Source organism: Bacillus marasmi (assembly GCF_902168435.1).
Taxonomy (GTDB): Bacteria; Bacillota; Bacilli; order Bacillales; family Cytobacillaceae; genus Bacillus_BU; species Bacillus_BU marasmi.
Map to the genome: position 1 here is coordinate 57,609 of NZ_LR656167.1, position 23,978 is coordinate 81,586.

General features: G+C 38.5%; 26 protein-coding genes. 14 read left to right on the forward strand and 12 right to left on the reverse strand.

Translation table 11 applies throughout. The annotated features are described in order from the left end of the window. Positions 1 to 18 precede the first annotated feature (18 nt). Positions 19 to 210, forward strand: a complete 192-nt coding sequence (locus tag FXW34_RS06230) for a sporulation YhaL family protein (RefSeq protein WP_187118853.1) — start codon at positions 19 to 21, stop codon at positions 208 to 210. Positions 211 to 258: 48 nt separating this feature from the next. Here FXW34_RS06230 and FXW34_RS06235 read toward each other — a convergent pair whose 3' ends face one another. Beyond that, the gene (locus FXW34_RS06235; RefSeq protein ID WP_147533112.1) at positions 259 to 1,125 is read right to left on the reverse strand and encodes a peptidylprolyl isomerase; all 867 of its coding nucleotides are present in this window, start codon (positions 1,123 to 1,125) and stop codon (positions 259 to 261) included. A gap of 336 nt (positions 1,126 to 1,461) precedes the next feature. Here FXW34_RS06235 and FXW34_RS06240 point away from each other — a divergent pair, with 336 nt between their 5' ends. Beyond that, complete coding sequence (locus FXW34_RS06240) at positions 1,462 to 1,545, forward strand: YjcZ family sporulation protein (protein ID WP_064503397.1); 84 nt, start codon at positions 1,462 to 1,464, stop codon at positions 1,543 to 1,545. Positions 1,546 to 1,605: 60 nt separating this feature from the next. Next, on the forward strand, positions 1,606 to 1,701 hold the full coding sequence (locus tag FXW34_RS06245; protein WP_147533113.1) for a YjcZ family sporulation protein: 96 nt from the start codon (positions 1,606 to 1,608) through the stop codon (positions 1,699 to 1,701). A gap of 67 nt (positions 1,702 to 1,768) precedes the next feature. Here FXW34_RS06245 and FXW34_RS23305 read toward each other — a convergent pair whose 3' ends face one another. Continuing rightward, the gene (locus tag FXW34_RS23305) at positions 1,769 to 1,948 is read right to left on the reverse strand and encodes a hypothetical protein (RefSeq protein ID WP_147533354.1); all 180 of its coding nucleotides are present in this window, start codon (positions 1,946 to 1,948) and stop codon (positions 1,769 to 1,771) included. 262 nt (positions 1,949 to 2,210) lie between these two features. Here FXW34_RS23305 and FXW34_RS06255 point away from each other — a divergent pair, with 262 nt between their 5' ends. Continuing rightward, complete coding sequence (locus FXW34_RS06255) at positions 2,211 to 2,546, forward strand: DUF1878 family protein (RefSeq protein WP_147533114.1); 336 nt, start codon at positions 2,211 to 2,213, stop codon at positions 2,544 to 2,546. Here FXW34_RS06255 and FXW34_RS06260 read toward each other — a convergent pair whose 3' ends face one another. The 4 genes from FXW34_RS06260 to FXW34_RS06275 form a co-directional block, all read right to left on the reverse strand. Next, positions 2,547 to 3,179, reverse strand: a complete 633-nt coding sequence (locus FXW34_RS06260; protein ID WP_147533115.1) for an HTH-type transcriptional regulator Hpr — start codon at positions 3,177 to 3,179, stop codon at positions 2,547 to 2,549. Positions 3,180 to 3,467: 288 nt separating this feature from the next. Further along, positions 3,468 to 3,995: a tryptophan transporter gene (locus FXW34_RS06265; protein WP_147533116.1), complete on the reverse strand. Its 528-nt coding sequence runs from the start codon at positions 3,993 to 3,995 to the stop codon at positions 3,468 to 3,470. Between the two features lie 208 nt (positions 3,996 to 4,203). Beyond that, positions 4,204 to 5,286, reverse strand: a complete 1,083-nt coding sequence (serC, locus tag FXW34_RS06270; protein WP_147533117.1) for a 3-phosphoserine/phosphohydroxythreonine transaminase — start codon at positions 5,284 to 5,286, stop codon at positions 4,204 to 4,206. A 158-nt stretch (positions 5,287 to 5,444) separates the two neighbouring features. Next, positions 5,445 to 5,864, reverse strand: coding sequence for an HIT family protein (locus FXW34_RS06275; RefSeq protein WP_147533118.1), 420 nt, complete (start codon positions 5,862 to 5,864; stop codon positions 5,445 to 5,447). A 635-nt stretch (positions 5,865 to 6,499) separates the two neighbouring features. Between FXW34_RS06275 and FXW34_RS06280 the strand changes: the two genes are divergently transcribed. The 3 genes from FXW34_RS06280 (at position 6,500) to FXW34_RS06290 (ending at position 9,239) form a co-directional block, all read left to right on the forward strand. Next, positions 6,500 to 7,240 (forward strand): ABC transporter ATP-binding protein, encoded by a 741-nt coding sequence (locus FXW34_RS06280; RefSeq protein WP_147533119.1) that lies wholly within the window; start codon positions 6,500 to 6,502, stop codon positions 7,238 to 7,240. After that, positions 7,233 to 8,444 carry an ABC transporter permease gene (locus FXW34_RS06285; RefSeq protein WP_147533120.1) on the forward strand — a complete coding sequence of 404 codons (1,212 nt, stop codon included), beginning with the start codon at positions 7,233 to 7,235 and terminating at the stop codon, positions 8,442 to 8,444. The genes FXW34_RS06280 and FXW34_RS06285 overlap by 8 nt, the downstream gene beginning before the upstream one ends. A 78-nt stretch (positions 8,445 to 8,522) precedes the next feature. Next, positions 8,523 to 9,239, forward strand: a complete 717-nt coding sequence (locus tag FXW34_RS06290; protein WP_147533121.1) for an EcsC family protein — start codon at positions 8,523 to 8,525, stop codon at positions 9,237 to 9,239. Here FXW34_RS06290 and FXW34_RS06295 read toward each other — a convergent pair. After that, positions 9,236 to 10,411, reverse strand: coding sequence for a M20 family metallopeptidase (locus FXW34_RS06295; protein WP_147533122.1), 1,176 nt, complete (start codon positions 10,409 to 10,411; stop codon positions 9,236 to 9,238). The two genes, FXW34_RS06290 and FXW34_RS06295, sit on opposite strands and share 4 nt — an antisense overlap. 121 nt (positions 10,412 to 10,532) lie before the next feature. Here FXW34_RS06295 and FXW34_RS06300 point away from each other — a divergent pair, with 121 nt between their 5' ends. Next, complete coding sequence (locus tag FXW34_RS06300; RefSeq protein ID WP_147533123.1) at positions 10,533 to 11,174, forward strand: phosphatase PAP2 family protein; 642 nt, start codon at positions 10,533 to 10,535, stop codon at positions 11,172 to 11,174. An 85-nt stretch (positions 11,175 to 11,259) separates the two neighbouring features. On the opposite strand, the gene FXW34_RS06305 is transcribed toward FXW34_RS06300, so the two are convergent. The 4 genes from FXW34_RS06305 to FXW34_RS06320 form a co-directional block, all read right to left on the reverse strand. Further along, the gene (locus FXW34_RS06305; protein WP_147533124.1) at positions 11,260 to 12,645 is read right to left on the reverse strand and encodes an ATP-binding protein; all 1,386 of its coding nucleotides are present in this window, start codon (positions 12,643 to 12,645) and stop codon (positions 11,260 to 11,262) included. Beyond that, the gene (locus FXW34_RS06310; protein WP_147533125.1) at positions 12,623 to 13,357 is read right to left on the reverse strand and encodes a response regulator transcription factor; all 735 of its coding nucleotides are present in this window, start codon (positions 13,355 to 13,357) and stop codon (positions 12,623 to 12,625) included. Before FXW34_RS06310 ends, FXW34_RS06305 begins: the two co-directional genes overlap by 23 nt. A 389-nt stretch (positions 13,358 to 13,746) precedes the next feature. Further along, the gene (locus FXW34_RS06315) at positions 13,747 to 15,147 is read right to left on the reverse strand and encodes a hypothetical protein (RefSeq protein WP_147533126.1); all 1,401 of its coding nucleotides are present in this window, start codon (positions 15,145 to 15,147) and stop codon (positions 13,747 to 13,749) included. Positions 15,148 to 15,297: 150 nt separating this feature from the next. Beyond that, complete coding sequence (locus tag FXW34_RS06320; RefSeq protein WP_187118854.1) at positions 15,298 to 15,813, reverse strand: antibiotic biosynthesis monooxygenase family protein; 516 nt, start codon at positions 15,811 to 15,813, stop codon at positions 15,298 to 15,300. A 266-nt stretch (positions 15,814 to 16,079) separates the two neighbouring features. Between FXW34_RS06320 and hemE the strand changes: the two genes are divergently transcribed. The 5 genes from hemE (at position 16,080) to FXW34_RS06345 (ending at position 22,689) form a co-directional block, all read left to right on the forward strand. Further along, positions 16,080 to 17,126, forward strand: coding sequence for a uroporphyrinogen decarboxylase (gene hemE / locus FXW34_RS06325; protein ID WP_147533128.1), 1,047 nt, complete (start codon positions 16,080 to 16,082; stop codon positions 17,124 to 17,126). Between the two features lie 184 nt (positions 17,127 to 17,310). Next, positions 17,311 to 18,246, forward strand: coding sequence for a ferrochelatase (gene hemH, locus FXW34_RS06330; RefSeq protein WP_147533129.1), 936 nt, complete (start codon positions 17,311 to 17,313; stop codon positions 18,244 to 18,246). 28 nt (positions 18,247 to 18,274) lie between these two features. Further along, the gene (gene hemY, locus FXW34_RS06335) at positions 18,275 to 19,690 is read left to right on the forward strand and encodes a protoporphyrinogen oxidase (RefSeq protein WP_147533130.1); all 1,416 of its coding nucleotides are present in this window, start codon (positions 18,275 to 18,277) and stop codon (positions 19,688 to 19,690) included. Positions 19,691 to 19,827: 137 nt separating this feature from the next. Further along, entirely contained in the window at positions 19,828 to 20,400 is a 573-nt protein-coding gene (locus tag FXW34_RS06340) for a TetR/AcrR family transcriptional regulator (RefSeq protein ID WP_187118855.1), read from the forward strand. A gap of 78 nt (positions 20,401 to 20,478) precedes the next feature. Then, positions 20,479 to 22,689, forward strand: coding sequence for a YhgE/Pip domain-containing protein (locus FXW34_RS06345; protein WP_147533131.1), 2,211 nt, complete (start codon positions 20,479 to 20,481; stop codon positions 22,687 to 22,689). A 231-nt stretch (positions 22,690 to 22,920) separates the two neighbouring features. On the opposite strand, the gene yhfH is transcribed toward FXW34_RS06345, so the two are convergent. Further along, complete coding sequence (gene yhfH / locus FXW34_RS06350; protein WP_147533132.1) at positions 22,921 to 23,055, reverse strand: protein YhfH; 135 nt, start codon at positions 23,053 to 23,055, stop codon at positions 22,921 to 22,923. 178 nt (positions 23,056 to 23,233) lie between these two features. On the opposite strand from yhfH, the gene FXW34_RS06355 reads away from it, so the two are divergent. Then, entirely contained in the window at positions 23,234 to 23,971 is a 738-nt protein-coding gene (locus FXW34_RS06355; RefSeq protein WP_147533133.1) for an MBL fold metallo-hydrolase, read from the forward strand. Positions 23,972 to 23,978: the final 7 nt, after the last annotated feature.

Here is a 23,978-nt window from a genome sequence, read left to right on the forward strand (position 1 = left end):
ACCAGAGAGGTGAAATAAATGATTATTCCAATTTGGGTTTACTTTGTGGTCACTGGGATCATAATTAGTGCATTTATGGCTGTAAAAACGGGTAGGGAAGAGCGGCAGTTTGAACAGGAAATGATTGAACGTGAAGGAGATATTTATATGCAGCGCCTTGAAACGGAAAAAGAGCAGCGCAAGCAAAACGTTCATGGGGCTGAAGGTTAAAGTTGGAAATCATAAGGAAAGGACCTGAAAATTTTCAGGTCCTTTTGCTTATTTTGCTGTTCCTGCTGTAGTTCCGTGAGAGATAACGCCTTCAAGGTCTTTATCCTCGATTTTAACGTTTGCACCCTTAATTTCTTTGTCTAAAACTTTTTGGATAGTTTCTGAGTCAAGTTTGGTTAATTTTACTTGATATTCAACTTCTTTTTTCATGTCTTCGTAAGATTTCTTTTCTTTTTTATCAGTTAATTGGATAACGTGCCAACCGTGTTCTGATTTTACAGGTGCACTAATTTCATCTTTTTTAAGCGCATATGCAGCTGTTTCAAATTCTGGCACCATAGCACCAGTACCAAACCAGCCTAAATCTCCGCCATTATCCTTTGAACCAGGGTCTGTAGAGTATTCTTTGGCTAAATCTTCAAATTTAGCTCCACCATCAAGCTTCGCTTTTACTTCCTTCGCTTTATCTTCGCTGTCAACTAAAATATGACGAGCCTTAATTTCAGGCTTTAGATTTTCGTAGTATTCTTTCATTTCCTTTTCGCTTGCTTTAACTTCTTTTAAACCTGCTTTTTCAATTAAAAGCTGTGGTTTTAATAATTCCTTTAGTTCTTTTTCGTCTTTCAGTCCATTTTGAGCAAGTAGCATATCAAAGCTTGCACCTGCTTGGTCCTTAATATCTTTTACCTTTTTGTCTAATTCATCATCAGATACTTTGTAGTTTTTAGAAAGAACTTTTGTATATAGTAATTCTTGAAGGACTGCTTCACCGTACTGATCCTTCATTGCTTCATATAGCTCGTCCTTCGTAATATCGCCAGCGTCAGTTTTTACAATTGTTTCTGAGGTGCCACCGCAGGCAGATAATCCAATAACCCCAGCCGCTAAGGAAAGGGATAGAATCCATTTTTTCATGTTGAACACTCCTAAATAGTAAATTCTGTGATTTTAGACCACAGCTTTTACTATAACATAAATCGAAAATAGAATAAAAATTATTATCGTAAATCTCTGTGAAAATCGGAAAAAATTAGGTATTTGGCTTACCCAAAAAGTCAGTTCTACATATGATAAAGGGAATAGATAATTGGATGCAAAATCTCAAGGGCAATTCAATTACATCTATTCGGGATAACCCTCAGGTGTTCATTCAGTGCTATTTGGAAATTTAGCCATATCGGGATAATTGCCTAAACGAAATCGTCCCAAGTTGAATAGTATAGGGTAGCTAACCTAAAAGGGGGTGTTAAAATGGGTGCAGGTTACGGTGGCGGCTTCGCGTTAATCGTTGTGTTGTTCATTTTATTAATCATTGTTGGCGCAGCATGGCTATAATTCAATCTTAATTCACATGGTAATAAAACCGTGTGGTTAAATTAAAAGGAGGAATTCAATATGTCCGGAGGTCATGGCGGATTTTACGGTGGAGGGTTTGCCCTTCTAGTGGTTCTTTTCATTCTATTGATTATTATTGGAGCAGCTTGGCTATAAGCTGGTTGACTTCAACAAAAAATTAAATGAACGAGAGGCTGCCGATTTAGGTTAGCCTCTTTATCTGTTAGGCGAATAAAATTTCGATATATGAGGTAATTAACAAAATGGTAACCAAAATATTAATGGTTCGGAATATGGATGGTTGGCGCTCAATTGGGATTTCACGTTGTAAACAAAGTGAATTGGTTAGGGTATTAATATAGAATAGTATAAACACAGCAAGTAAAATAAAAATGGAGATCAACAACGATTCCCTCCCCAGTTAATAAATAATTTAGCTAATTGTCTAGCTCCAGCGCCTAGGCAAGGCGCTTCCGCTTTTCTTGTATTTTACATGAATAAAGCAAAAAAAGATAGTGCAAATGGTACTAATACAAGGTATGGAGGGGGATTAACATTTTCAATAAAAAGGTTGTTAATGAAAAAATTGGTTATTTTATGTTATAACTATAGTGTTGATAGTTTGTTAAAGAAATATTTTATTCGGGGGAAATGAGGTATTGTCAATGAATCATGAGGATTTTATACAAAGGTTACTGAGGCTGGAATACCACCAACAGCTTTTATTAAATATGGTAGGAAATACGAAACAGCAATTCTTCAAGCTTGTCATTAAAAAATCATTGAGCGAGGAGGAGGTAGAGGCCTTCTTTGAACTGTGTGAAAACTTGAGCATTGAACTCGATGAACAAAAAGCGGAAGGATTTGTTCATTTCAATCCGCTTTTGGTCAAATTCAAAGAAGGCTTACATCCTAACCTCCGGGTCGATGAAGTAATACAAGCATGTCTAACTCAACAATTATATACCCCTTTGATGGCAGAACTTAGCAAATATTTGTAACTAGACGAACTCTTTTTCTGTAGATGGATCAGTTAAAGTATCTGTTGAGTTATCTGTTGCATTATTAATCTTGGAATCTCGTTTCTTGAGTTTCCCTTCTTCTTCTACATAATCCTGCTCGACATTATTAAATGAGCGTTCAAAAATGTCCATGAAATCATCGCCATAAATATTCCGGACAATGGCCATCATTTCGATGATGTCTGGAAACTTTCCGTAAAGCTCTTTTAATGGCATTGCCCCTGTAAATGTCGCATTTTGAGTAGGATCGTAGTTTTCCATCAAACGTAGGAAAATTTCCTCTCCCTCTGGAGTAAGCTCGATATACGTATTTCGTTTATCAGTTTCCTTTTTTGAAAATTTCAAAAGGCCCCTTTCTTCTAATTTTTTCGAAAAGTTAAACGCTGTTGATACATGCATCACTCCAAATTTCGCTACATCCGAAATTGAAGCACCATGTAAATGGTAAGCAATCCATAAAATATGGTGCTCGTTGATGTTTAAGTCAAAAGGCTTAATCCATTGCTGCCAATCCTTCTCAACCGATTTCCACAGTGCCTTGCTTAACTGGGCAATCCTTTGACTAAAAAGCATCGCTTCTTTCATTGAATACTGTTTTTCCGCCATCCCCATTTTCACCTACTTTTTATTTCTCTACTGTTATTATGCCAATAAAACAAAAATTAATAAAGTAAATTTGCACAATTTTTTGAAATATTATTCTGCATATTTTGCCTTATTAATCCATTTTATCGCGCGCCAAATAATTTAAATTTTCACACTATATTAAATTTCGTTCTTTATAAAGGAATTCCTGCTTTTCTCGCAATGTTTAATAAAAGAATTTCAATAAAATGCAAGAAATTCCAACTTCATACAAAAAAAGAACTCGTAACACGTACGAGCTCTTAACGTAATGTATTATGCATTTAATGCTGCTTCTGATATGTTTGTACGTTTAACAATTGATTTTGCAATTGGGTACAGGATGACCATGGCAGCTGTATTAAATGCTGCGGCTGGAAGAACAACTGCTGCAAATAATCCAACGAATGGACCAGGTAATCCAACGATAAAGTTAGCAGATCCTAAAAAGACAAGGCCACTAACAAGGGTACCGATAACCGTTAATGCGCCGATACCAAATACTGAAAATCTTAATTTACCAAAAGCAATCAGTAAACCAAAGACAACAAAGGATGTCACAGCCTTATCAATGATGTTGGGGAATAAACCACCAGGGAATGTTGTGGTAAGTCCGGAAATAATGCCGGTAACAAGACCTAATAAGAGTACGCTCTTTTTCTCAGGAAATAGGATAATCCCAAGAAACATCATGGTAAGCATCATATCTGGCTTCATTCCTAGGAAAAAACCTGGTATTACCGTGTGTAACACGGCACCCATCCCAACTAATAATGACAATGCGACAAGGTTTTTCGTATTCAATTCTCATCTCTCCTCAACTATTCTAAACTATTATCTAAAAACCTCTCCTACAGTGCACTCATTGCCTGCAGCGAAAAGCTTTAAATTATTATAGCATACTATGATAAAAAAATTAAAGAAAAAATGCTTCTCATAGACTATACCTGTCTATGAGAAGCATCTTAACGTATACAATTAGCTTGTATTAATTAATAATTAGGGTCACGAATTAATAATTTTTTTGGAATGATTTCATGAACTCAGCTAAAGCTTGAACATGTTCTAAAGGCACAGCATTGTAAATTGATGCACGGCAACCACCTACAGAACGGTGCCCTGCAAGACCAACGAAGCCTTGTTCTTTTGCTTGAGCTAAAAATGCTTTTGTAGCTTCGTCAGATTGAAGAGTAAAAGTAACGTTCATTGTTGAACGGCTGTCAGGCGTAGCATGACCATTATAGAACCCGTTGCTTCCGTCAATGACATCGTAAAGAAGCTTCGCTTTTTCTGCGTTAATTTTTTCGACAGCCTCAACACCACCTAGGGAATCAACATGTTCTAACACTAAAGATAATAAGTAGATCGCCAGTGTAGGAGGTGTGTTGTAAAGTGAATTATTACCAGAATGTGTTTTATAGTCAAGCATAGTTGGAACGCTTTCTGGAGCTTGACCAATTAAATCCTTACGAATAATGACAAGTGTTACGCCAGAAGGACCAAGGTTTTTCTGAGCACCCGCATAGATCATGCCGAATTTATTTACGTCGAATGGTTTACACATAATATCACTTGACATATCGGCAATTAATGGTGCCCCGTTGACTTCAGGGAATGATTGCCATTGTGTGCCGAAAATTGTATTGTTGCTAGTGATATGTAGGTAAGCAGCATCGCTATCTAATTCCACTTTATCTAGGGTAGGAATAGTAGTGTAGTTGTTATCTTTTCCAGTAGCTAGTACAGAAGTTTGACCAACTTTTTTTGCTTCCTTTAATGCCTTTTCAGACCAAGAGCCTGTTAAAACGTAATGTCCAACTTTACCTTCAAGAAGGAGATTCATAGGAATCATTGAAAATTGTGTGCTAGCACCACCTTGTAAAAATAAAATTTCGTATTCATCTGAAATGTTAAGAAGTTTACGTAGTAGGGCGATTGCTTTGTTATGTACCATTTCGTAATCCTTGCTGCGATGGCTAAGTTCCATCACATTCATACCAGTTCCGTTAAAATCTAACCACTCCTCTTGGGCTTTTTGTAAAACCTCTAGAGGTAAAGCGGCAGGACCCGCATTAAAATTATAGGCGCGTTTCATGTTTATTCCTCCTAAAATGTTTGATTTTTTGACATTTTTCATGGTCTTATCGTACCAAATAAAGAGAATGTCCGTCATTAGAAAATTTAAAATCTTATAATTTTTTATTTATTAAAAGAAAATAGACTTCCATACAGAGAGAAGTCTAATGGTATCCTTTACAAATGTTTAGCGATATTTTGGGCCATTGTTTGTAAATCATCAGAGCTATAATCGTCGTGATGTGTTTTCCAAACTGCCCCGAAGCCGTCACCTTTGCCATACCGAGGGATAAGGTGGAGGTGGTAATGAAAAACCTCCTGACCAGCTGCTTTACCGTTATTATTTAGTAAATTTAAGCCTTCTGGATTGAATTCTTGTTTAATGGCGTTAGATATCTCAGGAACAACTTCAAAAATATGTTTAGAGATTTCTGGTGTTAGTTCAAAGACATTTTCTTTATGTATTTTTGGGATGACTAGTGTATGTCCCTTCGTCACTTGACCAATATCAAGAAACGCTAGTACATGTTCATTTTCAAAGACTTTCGCTGAAGGGATTTCTCCGTTGACAATTTTACAAAAAATGCAGTCGCTCATTCATTTCACCCTTTCGATTAAAAAACTCTCTTTTCTAAATATTTTAGCATATAATTTCTACTTTAAAAAATAGGAAAGACAGGATTCAAACGAATCCTGCCTCCTGAAGGGGGGTATTTCATTACTCGTCTAATTCAGGTTCTTTTCTGCGATAAACACCTCATTTATTTAATAGAAATTAAATAATTAGTGTTTCAAGTGGGTTATTTACGTTGTTCAAAGTGACCATCCCCTAATCATAAATAGGTTTTTTACAACTTATTAATGTGGATTGATGATCGTATCTTTAACAAACACCTCATTTGTTTAGTTAAATTAACTGCACAAATTCAATTGGTGTAAGGACGTAAATTCATATACATTTTGCAATGTAATCATCCCCTGTTTTAGCAAAATCCCTAAGAATTAACGTTAGTAAATGAACGGGTCTTTAACAACCACCTCATCCGATTTATGGATTTTTAAAACCATAATGAATGTTTACCCCTTCGAAAATTATGATATCCAAAATCGGAAAAGAATATCCACTCAATCAAAAAAATTTTTAATTTCGTTTCTCTATCATGACTTCAAGGTTTGGAATGAGTTTGAACTTTGGTAAAATATATATATCTGACAAGGGAAGGGCGTTATGTATGTCTTTACTCAATATTGAAAATCTAACCGGGGGGTATACCCGCAATCCGGTTTTAAAGAGTGTATCGTTTAAAGTAAATAAACAAGAGCTTGTCGGCTTAATTGGATTAAACGGGGCAGGCAAAAGCACAACGATTAAGCATGTAATTGGTTTAATGGAGCCCCAGAGCGGGAAAATCACGATAAATAACCAAAGCTTTCATGAAAATAAGGAAGGTTATCGCAAACAATTTAGTTTTGTTCCAGAAACGCCGATATTATATGAAGAATTAACGCTTGAGGAGCATTTAAAACTAACAGCAATGGCGTATGGGTTGGATGAAGCTACATATCAAAAAAGAATGGATTTTTTGCTGGATGAATTCAGAATGAAGAAACGGCTTAAATGGTTTCCTACTCATTTTTCCAAGGGCATGAAGCAAAAAGTCATGATTATGTGCGCTTTTTTAGTCCAGCCTGATTTGTATATCGTCGATGAACCGTTTGTTGGACTCGATCCACTTGGGATCCAATCGCTGCTTGATTTAATGAACAAAATGAAGGAAACAGGTGCAGGAATATTAATGTCGACCCATATTCTTGCAACAGCAGAGCGGTATTGCGACCGTTTTATTATTTTACATAACGGCACGGTTAGAGCAGAAGGGACGTTGAATGAGCTTCGTAAACAATTTGGAATGCCTGACGCAACACTTGATGATCTTTATATTCAACTGACAAAGGAAGAAGACTATGTTTGATGAAAGCAAATTGTGGAAGGACAGGTTTAGCCAGTTTACGAAAGAGCTTGGCCGTTATCTTCGCTATATATTTAATGGTCATCTCGTTGTTGTGTTATTGTTTTTACTTGGCACAGGTGCCTATTATTACGATTTATTTGTAGAGACACTTACCTTGGATTTTCCAGCAGCACTGATAATGGCCTTGGTGTTGGGCTTATTTTTAACCCTAAGTCCCATTTATACCTTTTTGCTAGACGCCGATAAAATTTTTCTATTGCCATTAGAAACCAAGCTTGGCTCCTATTTTAAAAAATCGATTGCAGTTAGTTTTGTGTTTCAACTATATATTTTAGTGATGATTCTAGCCTTGTTTATGCCGATGTATGTGCAAGTGCATCAAGGGAGCTTTAAGTCTTTCTTTACGTTTTTATTGTTGTTAGCGATCATGAAGCTTTGGAATTTGTTTTCACGTTGGCAAATCCAATACCATGTTTCTGAACAGCTTCATGCTTTGGATTCCATTGTTCGTTTTGTGCTGAATGGCTTGTTTGTCTATTTCATGTTGATTGAAGAGCCTCTATGGATGACTGTCATGTTGGCTCTGATGATTGGGCTTTATGTATACTGGCGCAGAGAAACAAGAAATCGTGGCTTGAAATGGGAGCAATTAATTGATTTAGAGGAAAAACGATTGACCTCCTTTTATCGAATCGCAAACTTATTTACGGATGTTCCAAAATTAAAGGACCAGGTAAAACGGCGCAGAGGCCTTGATTGGATGCTTAACTGGATTTCACTTCGTCAAGAAAACACCTATTTATTTTTATATATGAGCGCGTTTGTTAGAGCAGGGGATTATTTAGGGCTTGTGTTTAGATTAACGATTATTGGTGGAATTGCTTTGTGGTTAGTCAAATTTGGAATCGGACAGGTATTGATTGTGTTGATTTTCCTTTATTTAACTGGGTTTCAGCTTTTGCCATTAGCCAATCATCATCAAAATAAACTATGGGTGATGATGTATCCAGTTGCGGAATCTTTGAAATACAAAGCTTTTCAACAGTTATTATTAGCTATTTTATTATTTGAAACGGTCATTTTATTTCTGGTTCTATTAGTATCAGGTGCCTATTTGTATGGCTCTATTGCTCTAGGTGCTGGTTTAGCATTTACCATTTATTTTGTGTTTAGTTACAGCAAGCTGCGATTAAAAAAAATGTGACGTTTTTTGCCCCCTTTTTGAAAGGGGGTTTTTGAAACTTTCGCCTCTCGATTTCGTAATAAATAAAGGGTGATCAATGTGAATGAATACGAATTAAAAATAAATCAAGAGGTTCAGGAATGGAAACGGAAACTGTCTAAACGTTCGTCGATTCTGAATCGTGTTTCAAAGAAGGCGCAAACAAAAGTAAATGATATGATTCCGGAAAAGGTTCATCAAGTCGTGACTGAAAGCATGAAGGGACTTGTAAAAGCGACATTAGTTGGTTCTGATTTTACAACGAAAAAAGGGCAAAGTGTCGGGCTTAGCTTGGCTGAGATGGACGCGGATATGGGTAAAAAGCTTGAGACCTTTAGAAAAACAGCGATGCTAGAGGGAGCAGGAACTGGGGCAGGTGGCATACTTTTGGGATTGGCTGACTTCCCGTTATTGCTAACGATTAAAATGAAGTTTTTATTCGAAGCAGCTGCTAGCTATGGTTTTGATACAAGCAATTATGAGGAGAGATTGTTTCTGCTATATGTATTCCAGTTAGCGTTTTCTAGTGATGATACGCGGAAAGAAACACTAGCGATCATTGATAATTGGGATGTGGAAAAGGAGCGTTTGCGTGAACTAGATTGGCGCCAATTTCAGCAGGAGTACCGTGATTATATTGATTTTGTCAAAATGCTTCAGCTTGTTCCGGGAATTGGCTTAGTCGTTGGTGCAGTCGCAAATTATCGACTTCTCGATCAATTAGGTGAAACGGCAATGAATGCTTTTAGGCTTAGAATATTAAAAAATCCCACTTAATCGTGGGATTTTTTTTGGTAGTTTACGGCAGCGGTTGCTAATGTTCTTGCTGCAATCAGCATCGCCCGTTCATCGATATCAAAACGTGGATGGTGATGTGGGTAGGCATCATGAGAGCCAGCACCTGTAAAGAAGAAACTGCCTTTGAGGTTTTCTAAATAATAGGCAAAATCCTCACCACCCATTTGCGGTTCGGTTTCCTCGACTATTTCAACGCCTGGAACGCTCTTGGCACAGTCCATTAAGAATTCCGTTTCTTCACGATGATTAACAAGTGCAGGGTAACCACGTTCGTAAACATAATCATATCCACAATCATTTGTGAAGCAAATCCCTTTAGTAATCCGTTCAATTTCCTTCTCAATCATCGCCCGAGTATTTTCATTAAAAGTTCGCACTGTTCCAATTAATTTAGCTTTATCAGCAATCACGTTAAAAGCATTATCAGCAACAAAGGAACCGACTGTGACAACAGCAGAATCAATTGGATTGACCTTGCGGCTCACTATTTGTTGGAGAGTCACAACCAACTGCGCAGCTGTTACGATTGCATCTTTTGAAGTATGGGGATGAGCACCGTGACCACCTTTACCGTTGACTGTGATTTCGAAACGGTCGGCAGCAGCCATAATCGGGCCTACCCGAGATTGGATTGTTCCGGTTGGGACGGTTGCCCATAAATGTGTTCCGAAGATCGCATCAACTCCATCGAGGCAGCCTGCTTCTATCATTGGCTTAGCGCCTCCAGGGGCATATTCCTCAGCGTGTTGATGAATCATAACATAGGTGCCTTCCAAGTCTGCGCGCATTTCGTTGAGATTTTTTGCTAACACAAGCAGTGTCGCTGTATGTCCATCGTGTCCACAAGCGTGCATGACGCCGGGGACAAGTGATTTATAAGGAGCATCCTTCTCATCTTGGATTGGCAGCGCATCAAAATCAGCGCGAAGAGCGATGGTGCGACCGGGTTTTGAGCCATAGATTTTTGCTACAACGCCGTTACCACCAATCCGGTCCTGTACCTCAATGCCAAGCTTTTCGTAATATTTCTTGATAAAACTTGCAGTTTTTGTTTCCTGGAAGGATAGCTCAGGATGCTGATGCAAATAGCGACGAATCGATACCATTTCGTTAAAGTCATTTTCTAAATTTGTATAAAGCTTTGCTAACATATTCAACGCTCCTTTACGTAAAATGAGTTGATTTGATTTAAGATTTTGATAATAATTATAACATTGTTTTGTTTAGGATTAAGACAACGACAGAATATTCTAACTGGAGGAAGAACGTTTGATGAGAAAGTCAAAAATCGCATTTGTGATGTTGTTTATTTCAATCGCAGTTGCAGCTTATTTATCAATGATTGCGAAGGTAAGTGGCAAGCTTGGATTTGATGGTCCAATTGCAAGTAGTATTAAGACGATTTTTCCGGAACAAACTCATGAGTTCTTTAAAATGATCGAAGTTCTTGGTGCAAAACCCGGAATAGGCGTTGTCGGTATCGCAGTGATATTATGGTTATGGTTTAAAAAAAGAAATTACTTTGGAATGGTTACTGTCCTAATTGCTGTTGCGCTCGGAAATGAACTAAGTAAGTTAATTAAGGACATCATTAAGCGACCGCGACCTGAACTGGAGCATTTAACAGATGTGGAAAGCTATGGTTTTCCGAGTGGGCATGCAATGGTTGGTGGTATCTTATATATCGTTATTGCTTATTTCTTTTTTAAAGAGATGAAGAATAGAGCAACGAAATGGCTGGTTGGCTGCTTATTCTTCATAATAATGGGACTTGTTGGTGCAAGTAGAATCGTGCTCCAGGTCCATTATCCATCAGATGTAATGGCGGGTTATGCTTTTGGCTATGTTTGGGTATATCTTGTGATTATCGGGTATGAATATATTGATGGAAGAAAGACTAATTTGAGTGTTTAATTCAAAGGAAATAAAAAGAAGCTGACTTCAAATGGCTATTTGCCATTTGAATGACTCAGCTTCTTTATTTTTTCTGAAGTAATCGTTATTTTTCTATTAAAGGAAATAGAATCGTAAAGGTTGTTCCTTTATCTAATTCACTTTCGACGGTGATTGTTCCTTTATGGGCTTCTACGAGTGCCTTTACAATTGATAGACCAACCCCGACACCGCCAGTTTTGCGAGCCCGGGATTTATCGCCCCGGTAAAATCGTTCAAAAATATGGGGGAGATCTTGGCTGGCAATACCGATTCCTTCATCCTTAATTCTAAATCCACCCATGCTAATATCCTTGATTGCGGAGATAGTAACTGTTCCGCCTTCCGGTGTGTACTTTAAGGCATTATTAACCACGTTCGTAAGAATTTGTGTTACTTTATCAAAATCACCTTTAAAGATGATTTTTTCCTCAGGTATATGAACAATTAAGCTGACGCCTTTTTCTTTAAAAATAGGGGTTTGCAATTGCTGGATTGAAGAAAGCATTTTATCTGCTTCCAGTTCTGTTTTGTTTAAGCGAATTTGCGGATTTTCAGCTGCTAATAATTTTTCAAGCTCATTTACGAGACGGACGAGCCTCATTAATTCACTGTGACTTTGCTGAAGTCGGTCAGGAGTGGGCTCCCATATTCCGTCCTGGAATGCTTCAATCTGGCTCCGCAATGTGGCTAAGGGTGTCCTTAGCTCATGAGCAAGATCGCCGGTAAATTCTTTTCTAAGCCTTTCTTCCTTCTCTAAAGACATGGCTAGTTCATTAAAGGCAACGCCGAGTTGCTTCATTTCTTCCGATAAATTGTCGAGCGGAACCCGTACGTTTTGTTTATGCTTAGTTAATTCTTCGACTGCCCCAGAAAGACTGTTCAGTCCAGAGGTGAGTCGTTTGGAAAATAACATGCTAAATGCCAAGGCGAGAACGATCGTGATGAGCACCGCAATAATAATGTATTTCTGAATCGTCTGCAGAAAGACGGATTCACTATCGACGAATCCTTTTGGGTAATAGACCTTTAAGAGTCCGATGGTGTTTCCATCCACTTTTATTAATTCTGATGATGTTTGCCATGTTTCCTCTTGATCCTGATAGGGGTTCATCCTCATTTCATTATCAGAAGGAATTGGGTCCTCGCTAATGGATGTGGAGTCTATTAGGAGGATTTCGTCTGGCGTATATATTTTATAAAATAAGCGATCGGTTGTGCCTTGCTGATAAAGGAGCTGAGTCACACGCTCCCCAGTAAAGGTTCGGTTTTCTTTGTATTCTAGCTTTAAAGCTTTGATTAGCTGTGTAATTCTTTCGTTTCGATCTTCGTTAAGATAATGATTAAAGCTGGCTTCAAAGCCCCATTGGATGCTGAAGCTAACAATTAAGATTCCCGAAAGTGATACTAATAGAAAGTAAAAGAGAATTTTAGCGCGAAGAGTTTTTAGCATCCGCTGCTCCTCCAAATTTATAGCCCATTCCAAATACCGTTAATATATATTTTGGATCGCGTGGGTCTAGCTCTATTTTTTTACGTAGGTTTTTAATATGAGTATCAATACTTCGTTCATAACCTTCGTAGGACATTCCATCCTCTTGGATTTTTTCTAATAAATCCATGCGGCTGTATACGCGACCTGGGTACTTTGCCATATTGGATAACAGTTTATATTCGATTGGCGTGACATTCACAATTGTATCCAGGAACAGGATTTCCTTTTTCGTTAAATCAAGAACTAGCTCGCCTTGGTTATAGGTTAAGATTTCAGCCTGTACCTCTGGGTTGGCTTGTCCATGTTTGTTCGCTCTTCTTAAGATCGCTTGAATTCTGACGACAACCTCTTTTGGACTAAAGGGCTTAGTGACATAATCATCGGCACCAATCACGATTCCGTTGATACGATCGTCTTCGCCAGATTTTGCGGTTAGCATAAGGATGGGGACGTCTGATTCCTTGCGAAGCAGACGGCATATTTCCTCGCCAGAAATGTCAGGTAGCATTAAATCTAGGACAATTAAGTCAGGTTTGACGGTATCGGCTTTTCGAAGTGCGTCTAGTCCGTTATCCGATGTAACAACATGATAGCCTTCTTTTATTAAGTAAGCTTCTAGTACTTCGACAATCATTCTTTCGTCGTCTACTAGTAAGATGGTCGTTTCCATGGTGATCTCTCCTTATACTACGTATCTTATCATTGGTGAAATGAGAAAAAGTAATCTTCATAACTTCCACATAAGTTCTACATAAGTTCTCCATACGTTATTTATATTATATAGTCAAGAGGAAGGCAGTTAAGGTCACAAAAAGTAAAAATTAACGAACATTGCCAACCTATTCATATTGTAAACAATCATTTTTGACTAAATTAGCTCAGGAAAACCTCCCTTTTACTATAAATTGTATTAAAAGGTCAATAAACTCCCATATAAATGTAGAAAAGCTAGCCAAATCGGCTAGCTTCTTTTTTGCTTTAACGCAGCGGGGGACTGTCCCCCACTGCACTGAAGCGTTACCGTGGTGGGGGACAGGCCCCCACTGCGGTAACGCGGTGCTAGATTAGAAACATGGCGACGATGGTGGTGACAACGAGGCCGATGGCGACGGGTTTAAGATTGCGTCGAGCTAATTCAAAGGCGTCAACATTACAGATTGCTGCTGCCGGAATTAGCGCCCACGGAACGAGGGTTCCACCGCCAACCCAGATAGCTGCTATTTGCCCAAGTGCAGTAAGTGTAGCAGCACCTGCACCGATTGCTGTTGCAAATAGATTGGCAATAGAACCAGCTAAGGAAATACCAGAGAAGCCCGAGCCGTCTAACCCCGTAATCGCTCCAACTACAGTCAGTGTTACAGCACCTACTCCTTTGCTTAACGGAACAACATTTGCGAGGGCTAAGCCCAAATCATTAACGATACCCTGAGATCCTTTTGGGAGATAGTCACCAATAATTGTCGTAAAGCCTGAATCACCAAGATAGAAAAATGCGGCGATAGGAATCACCGGACCGAATACTTTAAATCCAAATTGAAAACCATCAATTAAATAGGTTGTAGTTTTCTCTAAGCCTTGATGTTTATGGCTCGTTAGAGTAATGATGAGCAGTATAATTATAGAAGTACCACCTACAAGTGCTGTTGCATCGCCACCTTGCAAATCAAACATAAACATCGCGACAACATCCAAGGCAAACAGCACGGGTATCATAAGTGCGAAAAATCGTTTTTGATTTAGTGATAATAATTTTTGACTTGCCTCTTCTTGTGGTTTTATTGGTAGAACGGATTCATGCGAGCTTACTGCCAATTTACCTGATTTCATGTCTCTTTTTAAAAAATAAAATGCAGCAATGGTTGTAACAAGACCCATCACAATGACAAGTGGGATGCTGGCGCTGATGACATCACCAACTGGAAGTCCAGCTGCATCTGCTGTCAGTTTCGGAGCTGCTTGAATAATGTAGTCACCTGAAAGGGCAATCCCATGTCCAAATAAATTCATTGCCATTGCCACACCTAAAGCAGGTAAGCCAACTCGAACAGCAACTGGTAGTAAAACGGCTCCAAGTAAAGCAACGGCAGGTGAAGGCCAGAAAAACCATGAAATGACCATCATCAAAATTCCTATCGTCCAATAAGCAAGGGCAGGAGTACGAATTATTTTCGTAAAAGGGGAAATCATCACATCATTGATACCCGTAGTTGTTAATGTTTTGCTCATGGCAACAATAATTGAAATTACGAGGATAGTTGATAGAAGTTCAGTAATGGCAAAAATAAAACTAGCAAAAATACTACTTACCGAAGCACTTAGTGAACCGGTTGCGGTGATGGCGATTAAAAAGATGCCAACAATACAAACAATGCTGGTATCACGCCTCATCACCATAAACCCAATGATAAAGACGATAAACGTCACGTAAATCCAGTGCAGGGCTGTCAAATCCACGCCCATAGTTTTCTCTCCTTCCAACATCCGGGCATGTAATTATCCGGATGTAATACAGAATATGATATCAAGGAGAAGTTGTGAGCGGTACATGTAAATGGCACAAAAAAAAGAATAGGAAGTCATTTTCATGAGCATTCCCATTCTTCCACGAAATCATCCTTCTTCAGGAACGTAATACTTTGTCACGTAGGAAGAGCCAGAGAAAATCTTTTTCGGGGATCCACTCTCAGCAGCACCGCTGGGAGAAGGTTTTCCGTGTGCTTGCCCAAATGCTTCAGATTTTTTCCACCCTTCAAAACGTGATTCATCCTCCCAGAGCGTTACGATTACATATGTTTCAGAACTTAATGGTCGCAATACTCGAATCCCTACAAAACCAGGCATTTTTTCAATGGAACGGTTTCTGTTTTTAAAACGATGTTCAAATAATGCTCGACCTTCCTCGGAAACCGGAATATTATTCATTACGATAAATCGAGCAGTGCCAAAATCCCCAACGGAGTCAAGGACTTCATATTTTCGTGGTTCTTTGAAAATAGTATCACCAGCGGTCTCGTGCAGTAGGAGTGCCTGATCTTCATAAACCATCAGCAGCATCGTTTCACTCGGATGATTGTTTTTGATTTTAAACAAATAATCGTAGGTTCCACTTGTCATATATACATTCATCAAAGCTCACCTCAGCTTTATATTTGGTCATTCCTCTATATAAAATTCAAGATAATAATAGCCAATCCTGCAAAAATCAATAACTATTACACATTAAAATTGTGTGAAAATCGTCAATTTATCGACATTTGAAAGCGTCATCTATACAACTATAAAAGAAAAGGATATATTGGAAACAGTTATGTCTTCGATAACCCTAGTTTTTTTTGATTTTAGTATATACTAAAAATAAGAACCAGTTAGTTTTGAAAGGTGGATATATGTTCATGACGAAAGTGATCAACGAAACATTTTTAAAAGCAGCTAGAGGCGAAAAAACAGATTATGTTCCGGTATGGTATATGCGTCAAGCCGGTCGTTCACAGCCGGAATACCGTGCAATTAAAGAAAAATATTCCTTATTTGAAATCACTCATCAGCCTGAATTATGTGCGTACGTTACACGCCTTCCGGTTGAAAATTATAATGTAGATGCTGCAATTCTATATAAAGATATTATGACTCCGCTACCGGCAATTGGTGTGGATGTTGACATAAAATCAGGAATTGGTCCGGTTATCACAAATCCAATCACATCTTTAGCGGATGTTGAGAAACTTGGAGAAATACATCCAGAGGAAGATCTTCCTTACGTGTTTGAAACAATCCGTATTTTAACACAAGAACAATTGTCAGTACCTCTAATCGGTTTTGCTGGTGCACCATTCACTCTAGCTAGCTACATGATTGAAGGCGGTCCTTCTAAAAACTACAATAAAACTAAAGCGTTTATGTATACAGAGCCAAAAGCATGGTTTGCGTTAATGGACAAGCTTGGTGAGACAACGATTACTTATGTAAAATCACAAATTAAAGCTGGTGCTAAAGCAGTTCAAATTTTTGATTCATGGGTAGGGGCTTTAAACGTTGAAGATTATCGTTACTTCATTAAACCAGTGATGACAAAAATCTTCTCAGAATTAAGAGCTGAAGGTGTACCATTAATTATGTTTGGTGTTGGCGCTAGTCATTTAGCTCTTGAGTGGAACGACCTACCATTAGATGTAGTTGGTTTAGATTGGCGCTTACCAATCGAACAAGCTCGTTCAATGGGAATCAATAAAACAGTTCAAGGAAATTTAGACCCGGCAATTTTACTTGCTCCATGGGAAGTAATTGAAGAAAAAGCTAAGGCAATTTTAGATCAAGGAATGGCTCAACCAGGATATATTTTCAATCTTGGTCATGGTGTTTTCCCACAGGTGAACCCAGATACTTTAAAACGACTTACTACCTTTATTCATGAGTATTCTGCATCAAAGTTACAAGGTTAATTACTACAACTAAAAGTATTTTAAAGAGAAAGCCCCCTAGGTTCCTAAGTGTATTTCCTCCAACTGGAGGAGTCTTAGCTACTTTTCGGGGCTTCTTTTCAATAAAAAGCTTTTTTGTTGCTAAAATTGATACTTTTTTGGGAAAATACACAGGAAGATAAAAGTATAGAATAGGTGGAGACAAATGCAAAAAAAGAAAATGGGACTTCTAGTAATGGCCTATGGGACACCAACTAAAGAAGAGGACATCGAACGTTATTACACACATATCCGCCATGGTCGGAAACCTACCCCTGAAATGCTAGAGGATTTAAAAAACCGTTATGAAGCGATTGGTGGTATTTCACCATTGGCTAAAATTACCCTAGATCAGGCCGAAAAGCTTGAACAGCATTTAAACAGTGTTCAGGACGAAATAGAATTTAAGATGTACCTTGGACTTAAACATATAGAGCCTTTTATTGAAGACGCCGTGAAAGCGATGCATGATGATGGTATCGAAGAAGCAGTCAGCATTGTACTGGCTCCGCATTTTTCTACCTTTAGCATAAAAACTTACAATGGACGAGTACAGGAAGAAGCGGCAAAGCTTGGCGGTCCGACGTTTACCTGTGTAGAAAGCTGGTATCAAGAGCCTAAGTTTATTCAATATTGGGCAAAACAGGTTCGGGATACATATGACAAAATGCCAGAAAATGAAAGACAGAACGCGATGTTAATAGTATCAGCACATAGCCTCCCTGCAAGAATTGTACAAATGGGTGATCCATACCCAGATCAGCTTCAAGAAACTGCAGATTTAATTGCAAAGGAAGCGGGGATTGAAAAATTTGCAGTCGGTTGGCAAAGTGCAGGAAACACTCCTGAGCCCTGGCTTGGACCAGACGTGCAGGACTTAACAGCAGACTTGTTTGAAGAAGCAGGCTATAAGGCGTTTGTCTACACACCAGTCGGATTTGTTGCTGATCATTTAGAGGTGCTTTATGACAATGATACAGAATGTAAAGCAGTAACAGACAGAGTGGGAGCAAGCTACTATCGACCAGAAATGCCAAACTCAAAACCAGAATTTATAGATGCAATGGCAACCGTCGTCTTGAAAAAATTATCAGTTCTCTAGTGAATAAACCGAAAAGAAGGGTTTTACCATGTTAGAAAAGAAACAGAGGGTAGTGATTATTGGGGGAGGAATTACCGGTCTTGCAACGGCGTACTATTTGCAACAGCAAGCGATTCAACAAAACCTACCCTTTGAAGTGAAGTTAATTGAAGCATCGCATCGTCTTGGGGGTAAGATGCAAACGGTTGTTCAAGATGGTTATGTGATTGAAAGAGGTCCGGACTCGTTCCTTGAGCGAAAGCATAGTGCCATGCGCCTAGCTAAAGAAGTAGGACTTGATAATAAGCTTGTGAACAATACCGCAGGTCAGTCGTTCATACTTGCAAATGGACGTCTTTATCCGATGCCTGGCGGTTCGATTATGGGTATTCCAACAGAAGTAGGACCATTTATTACAACTCATTTATTTTCTGTGACTGGAAAAATGAGGGCTGCTGCAGATTTAATTATACCGCGCTCTAGAGGTAAAGAAGATCAGTCGCTTGGACATTTTTTTCGCCGCCGCTTAGGTGACGAAGTCTTAGAGAATCTTATTGAACCATTGTTGTCTGGAATTTATGCTGGGGATATTGATCAATTAAGCCTACAATCAACCTTTCCACAGTTTTATCAGGTAGAGCAAAAATATCGCAGTTTAATTTTAGGAATGAGAAAATCGACACCGACGAAGCCGAAAATCTCAGCAAGCTCGGAAAAGAAAAAAGGACAGTTTTTAACCGTATCAACTGGATTGCAATCCTTCGTCGAAGCGATTGAAGCTAAGCTTCAGCCGCAATCGGTTATTAAAGGTTATCGGGTGGAATCAGTTCGAAGGGTTGGCAAAGAGTACGAGCTTGAGTTGAATAGCCGAGAAAGAATTATCGCTGATAGCGTTGTCGTTGCTGTCCCGCATTATGTGGCAGCGTCAATTTTTTCACAATATGATTACTTTTCGGTATTTAAAGAGGTGCCAGCAACTTCTGTAGCTACAGTCGCACTTGCTTTTTCAAAATCAGCTATTAAAAAAGACATTGATGGAACAGGCTTTGTTGTTTCAAGGAATAGCGACTTCTCTATTACGGCTTGTACCTGGACTCATAAAAAATGGCCGCACAGCACGCCTGATGGAAAGGTGTTGCTCCGCTGCTATGTAGGCCGTCCAGGACATGAAACGATTGTCGACCTTTCTGACGATGAGATTATTAATATTGTTTTGGATGATTTGAAAAAAACGATGGATATTACAGAGAAACCGGAATTGTCGGTTGTAACACGTTGGAAGGATTCCATGCCGCAATATACTGTAGGTCACCAGTCAAGACTAGAGACTGTTACAAATCGGGTAGCTGAGGATTTACCAGGAGTATTTTTAGCTGGAAGCTCATATCGCGGAATTGGAGTCCCTGACTGTATTGACCAAGCCGAGGAAACAGTAAAAAAAGTATTGAAGTATTTAGATAAATAACAAAAAAGCAGCTGTTTTCAGTTGCTTTTTTGTTAGTAAAATATTTTTCTTGTTTTTATCAAGCAGGTCTGATAAATTAATAACGTACTAAATGACTAAAAAGGTCATTCAGTCATTTTGAGAGGAGGCGATGTTGGTTGGTGATAGATCGAAAACAGATGATTATCGAAGCTGCAACTAAATCATTCTCTTTATTTGGCTATAAAGCAACAACGATGGATCAAGTCGCGAAATTAGCTAATGTTGGTAAAGGGACAATTTATACCTTTTTTAAAAATAAAGAAGAATTGTTTGATGAAATCATGCTCAGTTTAATGAAGGAAATGAAGGTAGCAGCGGCGGAAACAATCGATAGTTCACTAAAATTTCATGAAAATCTCCATCGTGCTCTATTTAAAATGATTGAATTTCGCAATCAACACCAATTGATGATTAAACTATTTCAGGAAGAAAGAGAGATGGGAACGCCGGCAGTTCAAGAGATGATTGAAAAGGTAGAGCAAACGATAATCAGTTATATGAAAGAAAAGCTGATCATGGGCATTGAAAAGGGTGATATTGCCAAATGTGATCCTGAGCTGACTGCTTTTATTATGATTAAACTCTATATATCGCTCATATTTGATTGGGAAAAAAAGCATTCACCTTTATCGAAGGAAGAAATCGGCTCATTATTTGAACGATTTATTGTAAAAGGATTATCGATTTAGATAATCCTCATTTTTACGAATTAAATGACCAATTGAGAAAAGCGGTCAGTTCGTCACTATAAATAAGGAGTGTGAAGTATGAAACAAAGGCTTATGTATCAGGAATGGTTGTCCATTTTTCAAAATAAAAAAGTTCTCATACCAGTCATTGCAATTTTGTTTATCCCTGTTCTATATGCCGGTATGTTCCTATGGGCTTTTTGGGACCCGTATGCTCGATTAAATGAGCTACCGGTAGTAGTGATTAATGAGGATCAAGGGGCTACTTTTGAAGGAAAGGCTTTAGAGCTTGGGAAAGACTTATCCGAGAAGCTTGCAGACAGTGATGAGTTCGAATTTCACATTTCTGAAAATAAAACCAAAGCAAAAGAGGACTTAAAAGGTCAAGAGTACTATATGATGATCCAAATTCCGAGTGATTTTTCAGAAAACGCAACAACGCTGTTGGATGAAAACCCACAGAAGCTAGAACTTGTCTATATTCCGAATGAAGGTTATAACTTTCTTTCAGCTCAAATTGGAAATACGGCGATTGAGAAATTGAAAGCGTCTATTTCAGAGAAAGTGTCTGAAACATACGCTGAAACGATGTTTGATAAAGTTGGTGCGCTCGCGGATGGCATGGTTGCAGCTAGTGATGGTGCGGCTAAAATTGATGAAGGCGCGCTAAGCTTAAAGGATGGCACCGAATCGCTACACGAATCGCTCAAGTTGCTTGCTAGTAAGGCGGTCGAATTTCAAACTGGTATGACAAAAGCGAATACTGGGACAAAAGATTTACAAACAGGTGCTGCAACTCTTGCTTCTGGTTTAAAACAACTTGAAGATGGTCATGAAAAGTTACAAAATGCCTCAAATGAACTATTAGCAGGTGAAGAGGAACTAGGCAAAGGGATTGCTAAATCTAAGCAAGGCATAGATTTAGCAAACAGCAAGATGCCAGAAATTCTTGGTGGTACGGAAGAATTGCAGAAAGGAACTGAAAAACTCCTAAAGCAAGTTGAAACGAGTGCAACAACAACATCTAGTTCAGCACAGAAAATCAACGAAGGGATTCTCAGTTTACAGAAGCAATTAACACCGTTATTAAGTCAATTACCAACTGAGCAGCAAGCAGCACTGAATGATTCATTTGCACAATTAGCAGCTGGAAGTAAGGCTATTGCTGACGGGAATGCCTATTTAGCCGACATGATGTCCTCACCAGAAGGAGGCGACAAATTAACCTCAGGATTGTCCAGTTTAATGGATGGACAAACTCAACTACAATCCGGCATTGAACAACTAGCTGATGGCAGCAGTTTATTGCAAGCGGGATCTAATAAAATCATTACTGGGCAAAAGCAATTTAATAGTGGTATGGAAACATATTCAACAAATTTTGCAACTGCAAAAAATGGTGCTTTAACGCTTGCTAGTGGAACAAATGAACTTTCTAGTGGAATGACCCAGCTATCTGATGGCACTGATAAAATCATTGATGGGACAGGGCAGTTAACTGACGGGGCTGAACGAGTTGCAGCAGGAAATGCGGAGCTTAAGGCAGGAACTGAAGAACTGGCCAGTAAGTTAACTGAAGGTGCAAACCAAGCATCAAAGGTTGACGGTAATGAAGAAACCTTCAGCATGTTTGCTTCACCTGTTGGGGTGAAAAATGAAAAAATGAATGAAGTGCCAAACTACGGAACGGGATTTACGCCTTACTTCTTATCCCTCGGCTTATTTGTCGGAGCACTCTTGCTTTCTATAGTATTTCCATTAAGGGAGCCCGTGGCAGTTCCAAAAAGTGGCTGGAGTTGGTTTATGAGTAAGTTTGGCGTCATTTCAATTATTGGGATTATTCAAGCCTTGATTGCTGTTGCTATTATCTATTTTGGTTTAGGTATCGAAGTTCAAAATGTTCCATTATTTATTTTGTTTGCAATTGGAACAAGTTTAACATTTATCACTTTAATCCAAGTACTAGTCACAACCATGAGTGATGTCGGTCGATTTGTTGCGATTCTAATTTTGATTTTACAGCTGACAACAAGCGCTGGTACCTTTCCACTGGAATTAATTCCAGAATTCCTACAGGGCTTTAATACGCTGTTACCGATGACTTATTCTGTACAAGGCTTTAAAGCAGTTATTTCCAGTGGTGATTTTTCATTTATGTGGATGAATTTTGGTGTACTGATTGGATTCATTCTCTTATTTATTGCTGGAACAGTGACGTATTTTAATTTTAAACACAAACGGAGCTATTCGGCTTTTAAAGAGACTTTTGAAGAACAGGTGGCTAATTAATAAAACAATCCTTACACCCAGCTTGAAAAAATGGCTGGGGTGTAAATATTAAAAGTTGAACAAGAAATTGATTTTGATTAATACTTATGATTACGATTACTTGAATTAATGCCTGCGATGTTAAACAATGCATTAAATAACGTAATATTTTGTGAAATGTAGTACCTTCAAAAGAAACCCCAGTCACATGACTGGGGTTTTCATATATGGCACACTATTGATGTGGGAACCCTATTGATTAGTAACGCTTAAACATTTATCGCATGTATTGCCGTAACATTCATGCTGTTCTTCAATCTCTTCACCACACACTGCACATTTTTTTTTCGGTAAGTTTTTAAAAAATTCTAGGACGTTTTTAATCATCGTGATGCTCCCCCTTAAAAATCGAATTGTAAGAACTTTGTTAATGTTAAGATTATTGTAATATAACAGATGAAATTGGTCAATCGGTGTTTTAAAACAAAATTCTGGAAATATAATTTATCGGTAAATTTGAGTATAGTAATACTAATGGCAAATCAATATGTTGGGAGGAAGTAATATGCAATTACAAATAATCGGCTGTTGGGGTGGTTATCCTAAAGCAAATGAAGCGAGCTCGGGATATTTATTGGAATGTGAAGGTTTTCATTTATTAATTGATTGTGGGAGCGGTGTGTTATCAAAACTGCAAAACACGCTGAAGCCTGAGCAAATTGATGCTGTCATCGTATCACATTATCATTCAGACCATATTGCCGACATAGGTGTACTTCAGCATGCTCGGCTAATCCAAGGGATACTGGCTGGAACTTTGCCTAACTTGCCGATTTATGGACATCAGCTAAATGCCCAAGAGTTTGAAAAGCTTACCTATAAGCAAATCACAAAGGGGATTGCTTATGAGCCTATTGCTCCCTTAAATGTTGGACCATTTAAAATCCAATTTTTACAGACGGCGCATCCTGTTCCTTGCTTTGCAATGAGAATCGAAGCAAAAGGAAAGGTGTTGGTATATACAGCCGATACTTCGTTTAAGCCAGAATTAATTGACTTTTCTAAGGATGCTGATGTGCTATTATGCGAGTGCAATTTTTATGGGAATTTGGATGGAAAAGCCGCGGGTCATATGAGGAGCTTCGATTGTGGAACTCTAGCAAGTAAGGCAAATGTAAAAGAGCTGGTACTTACTCATCTTCCTCATTTCGGGAATTTACAGCAGCTTGTTGAAGAAGCAGGACAGCATTTCACAGGAAAAATACAGCTTGCTTTTCAAGATTTAAAAATAATCATCGACTAATATTTAT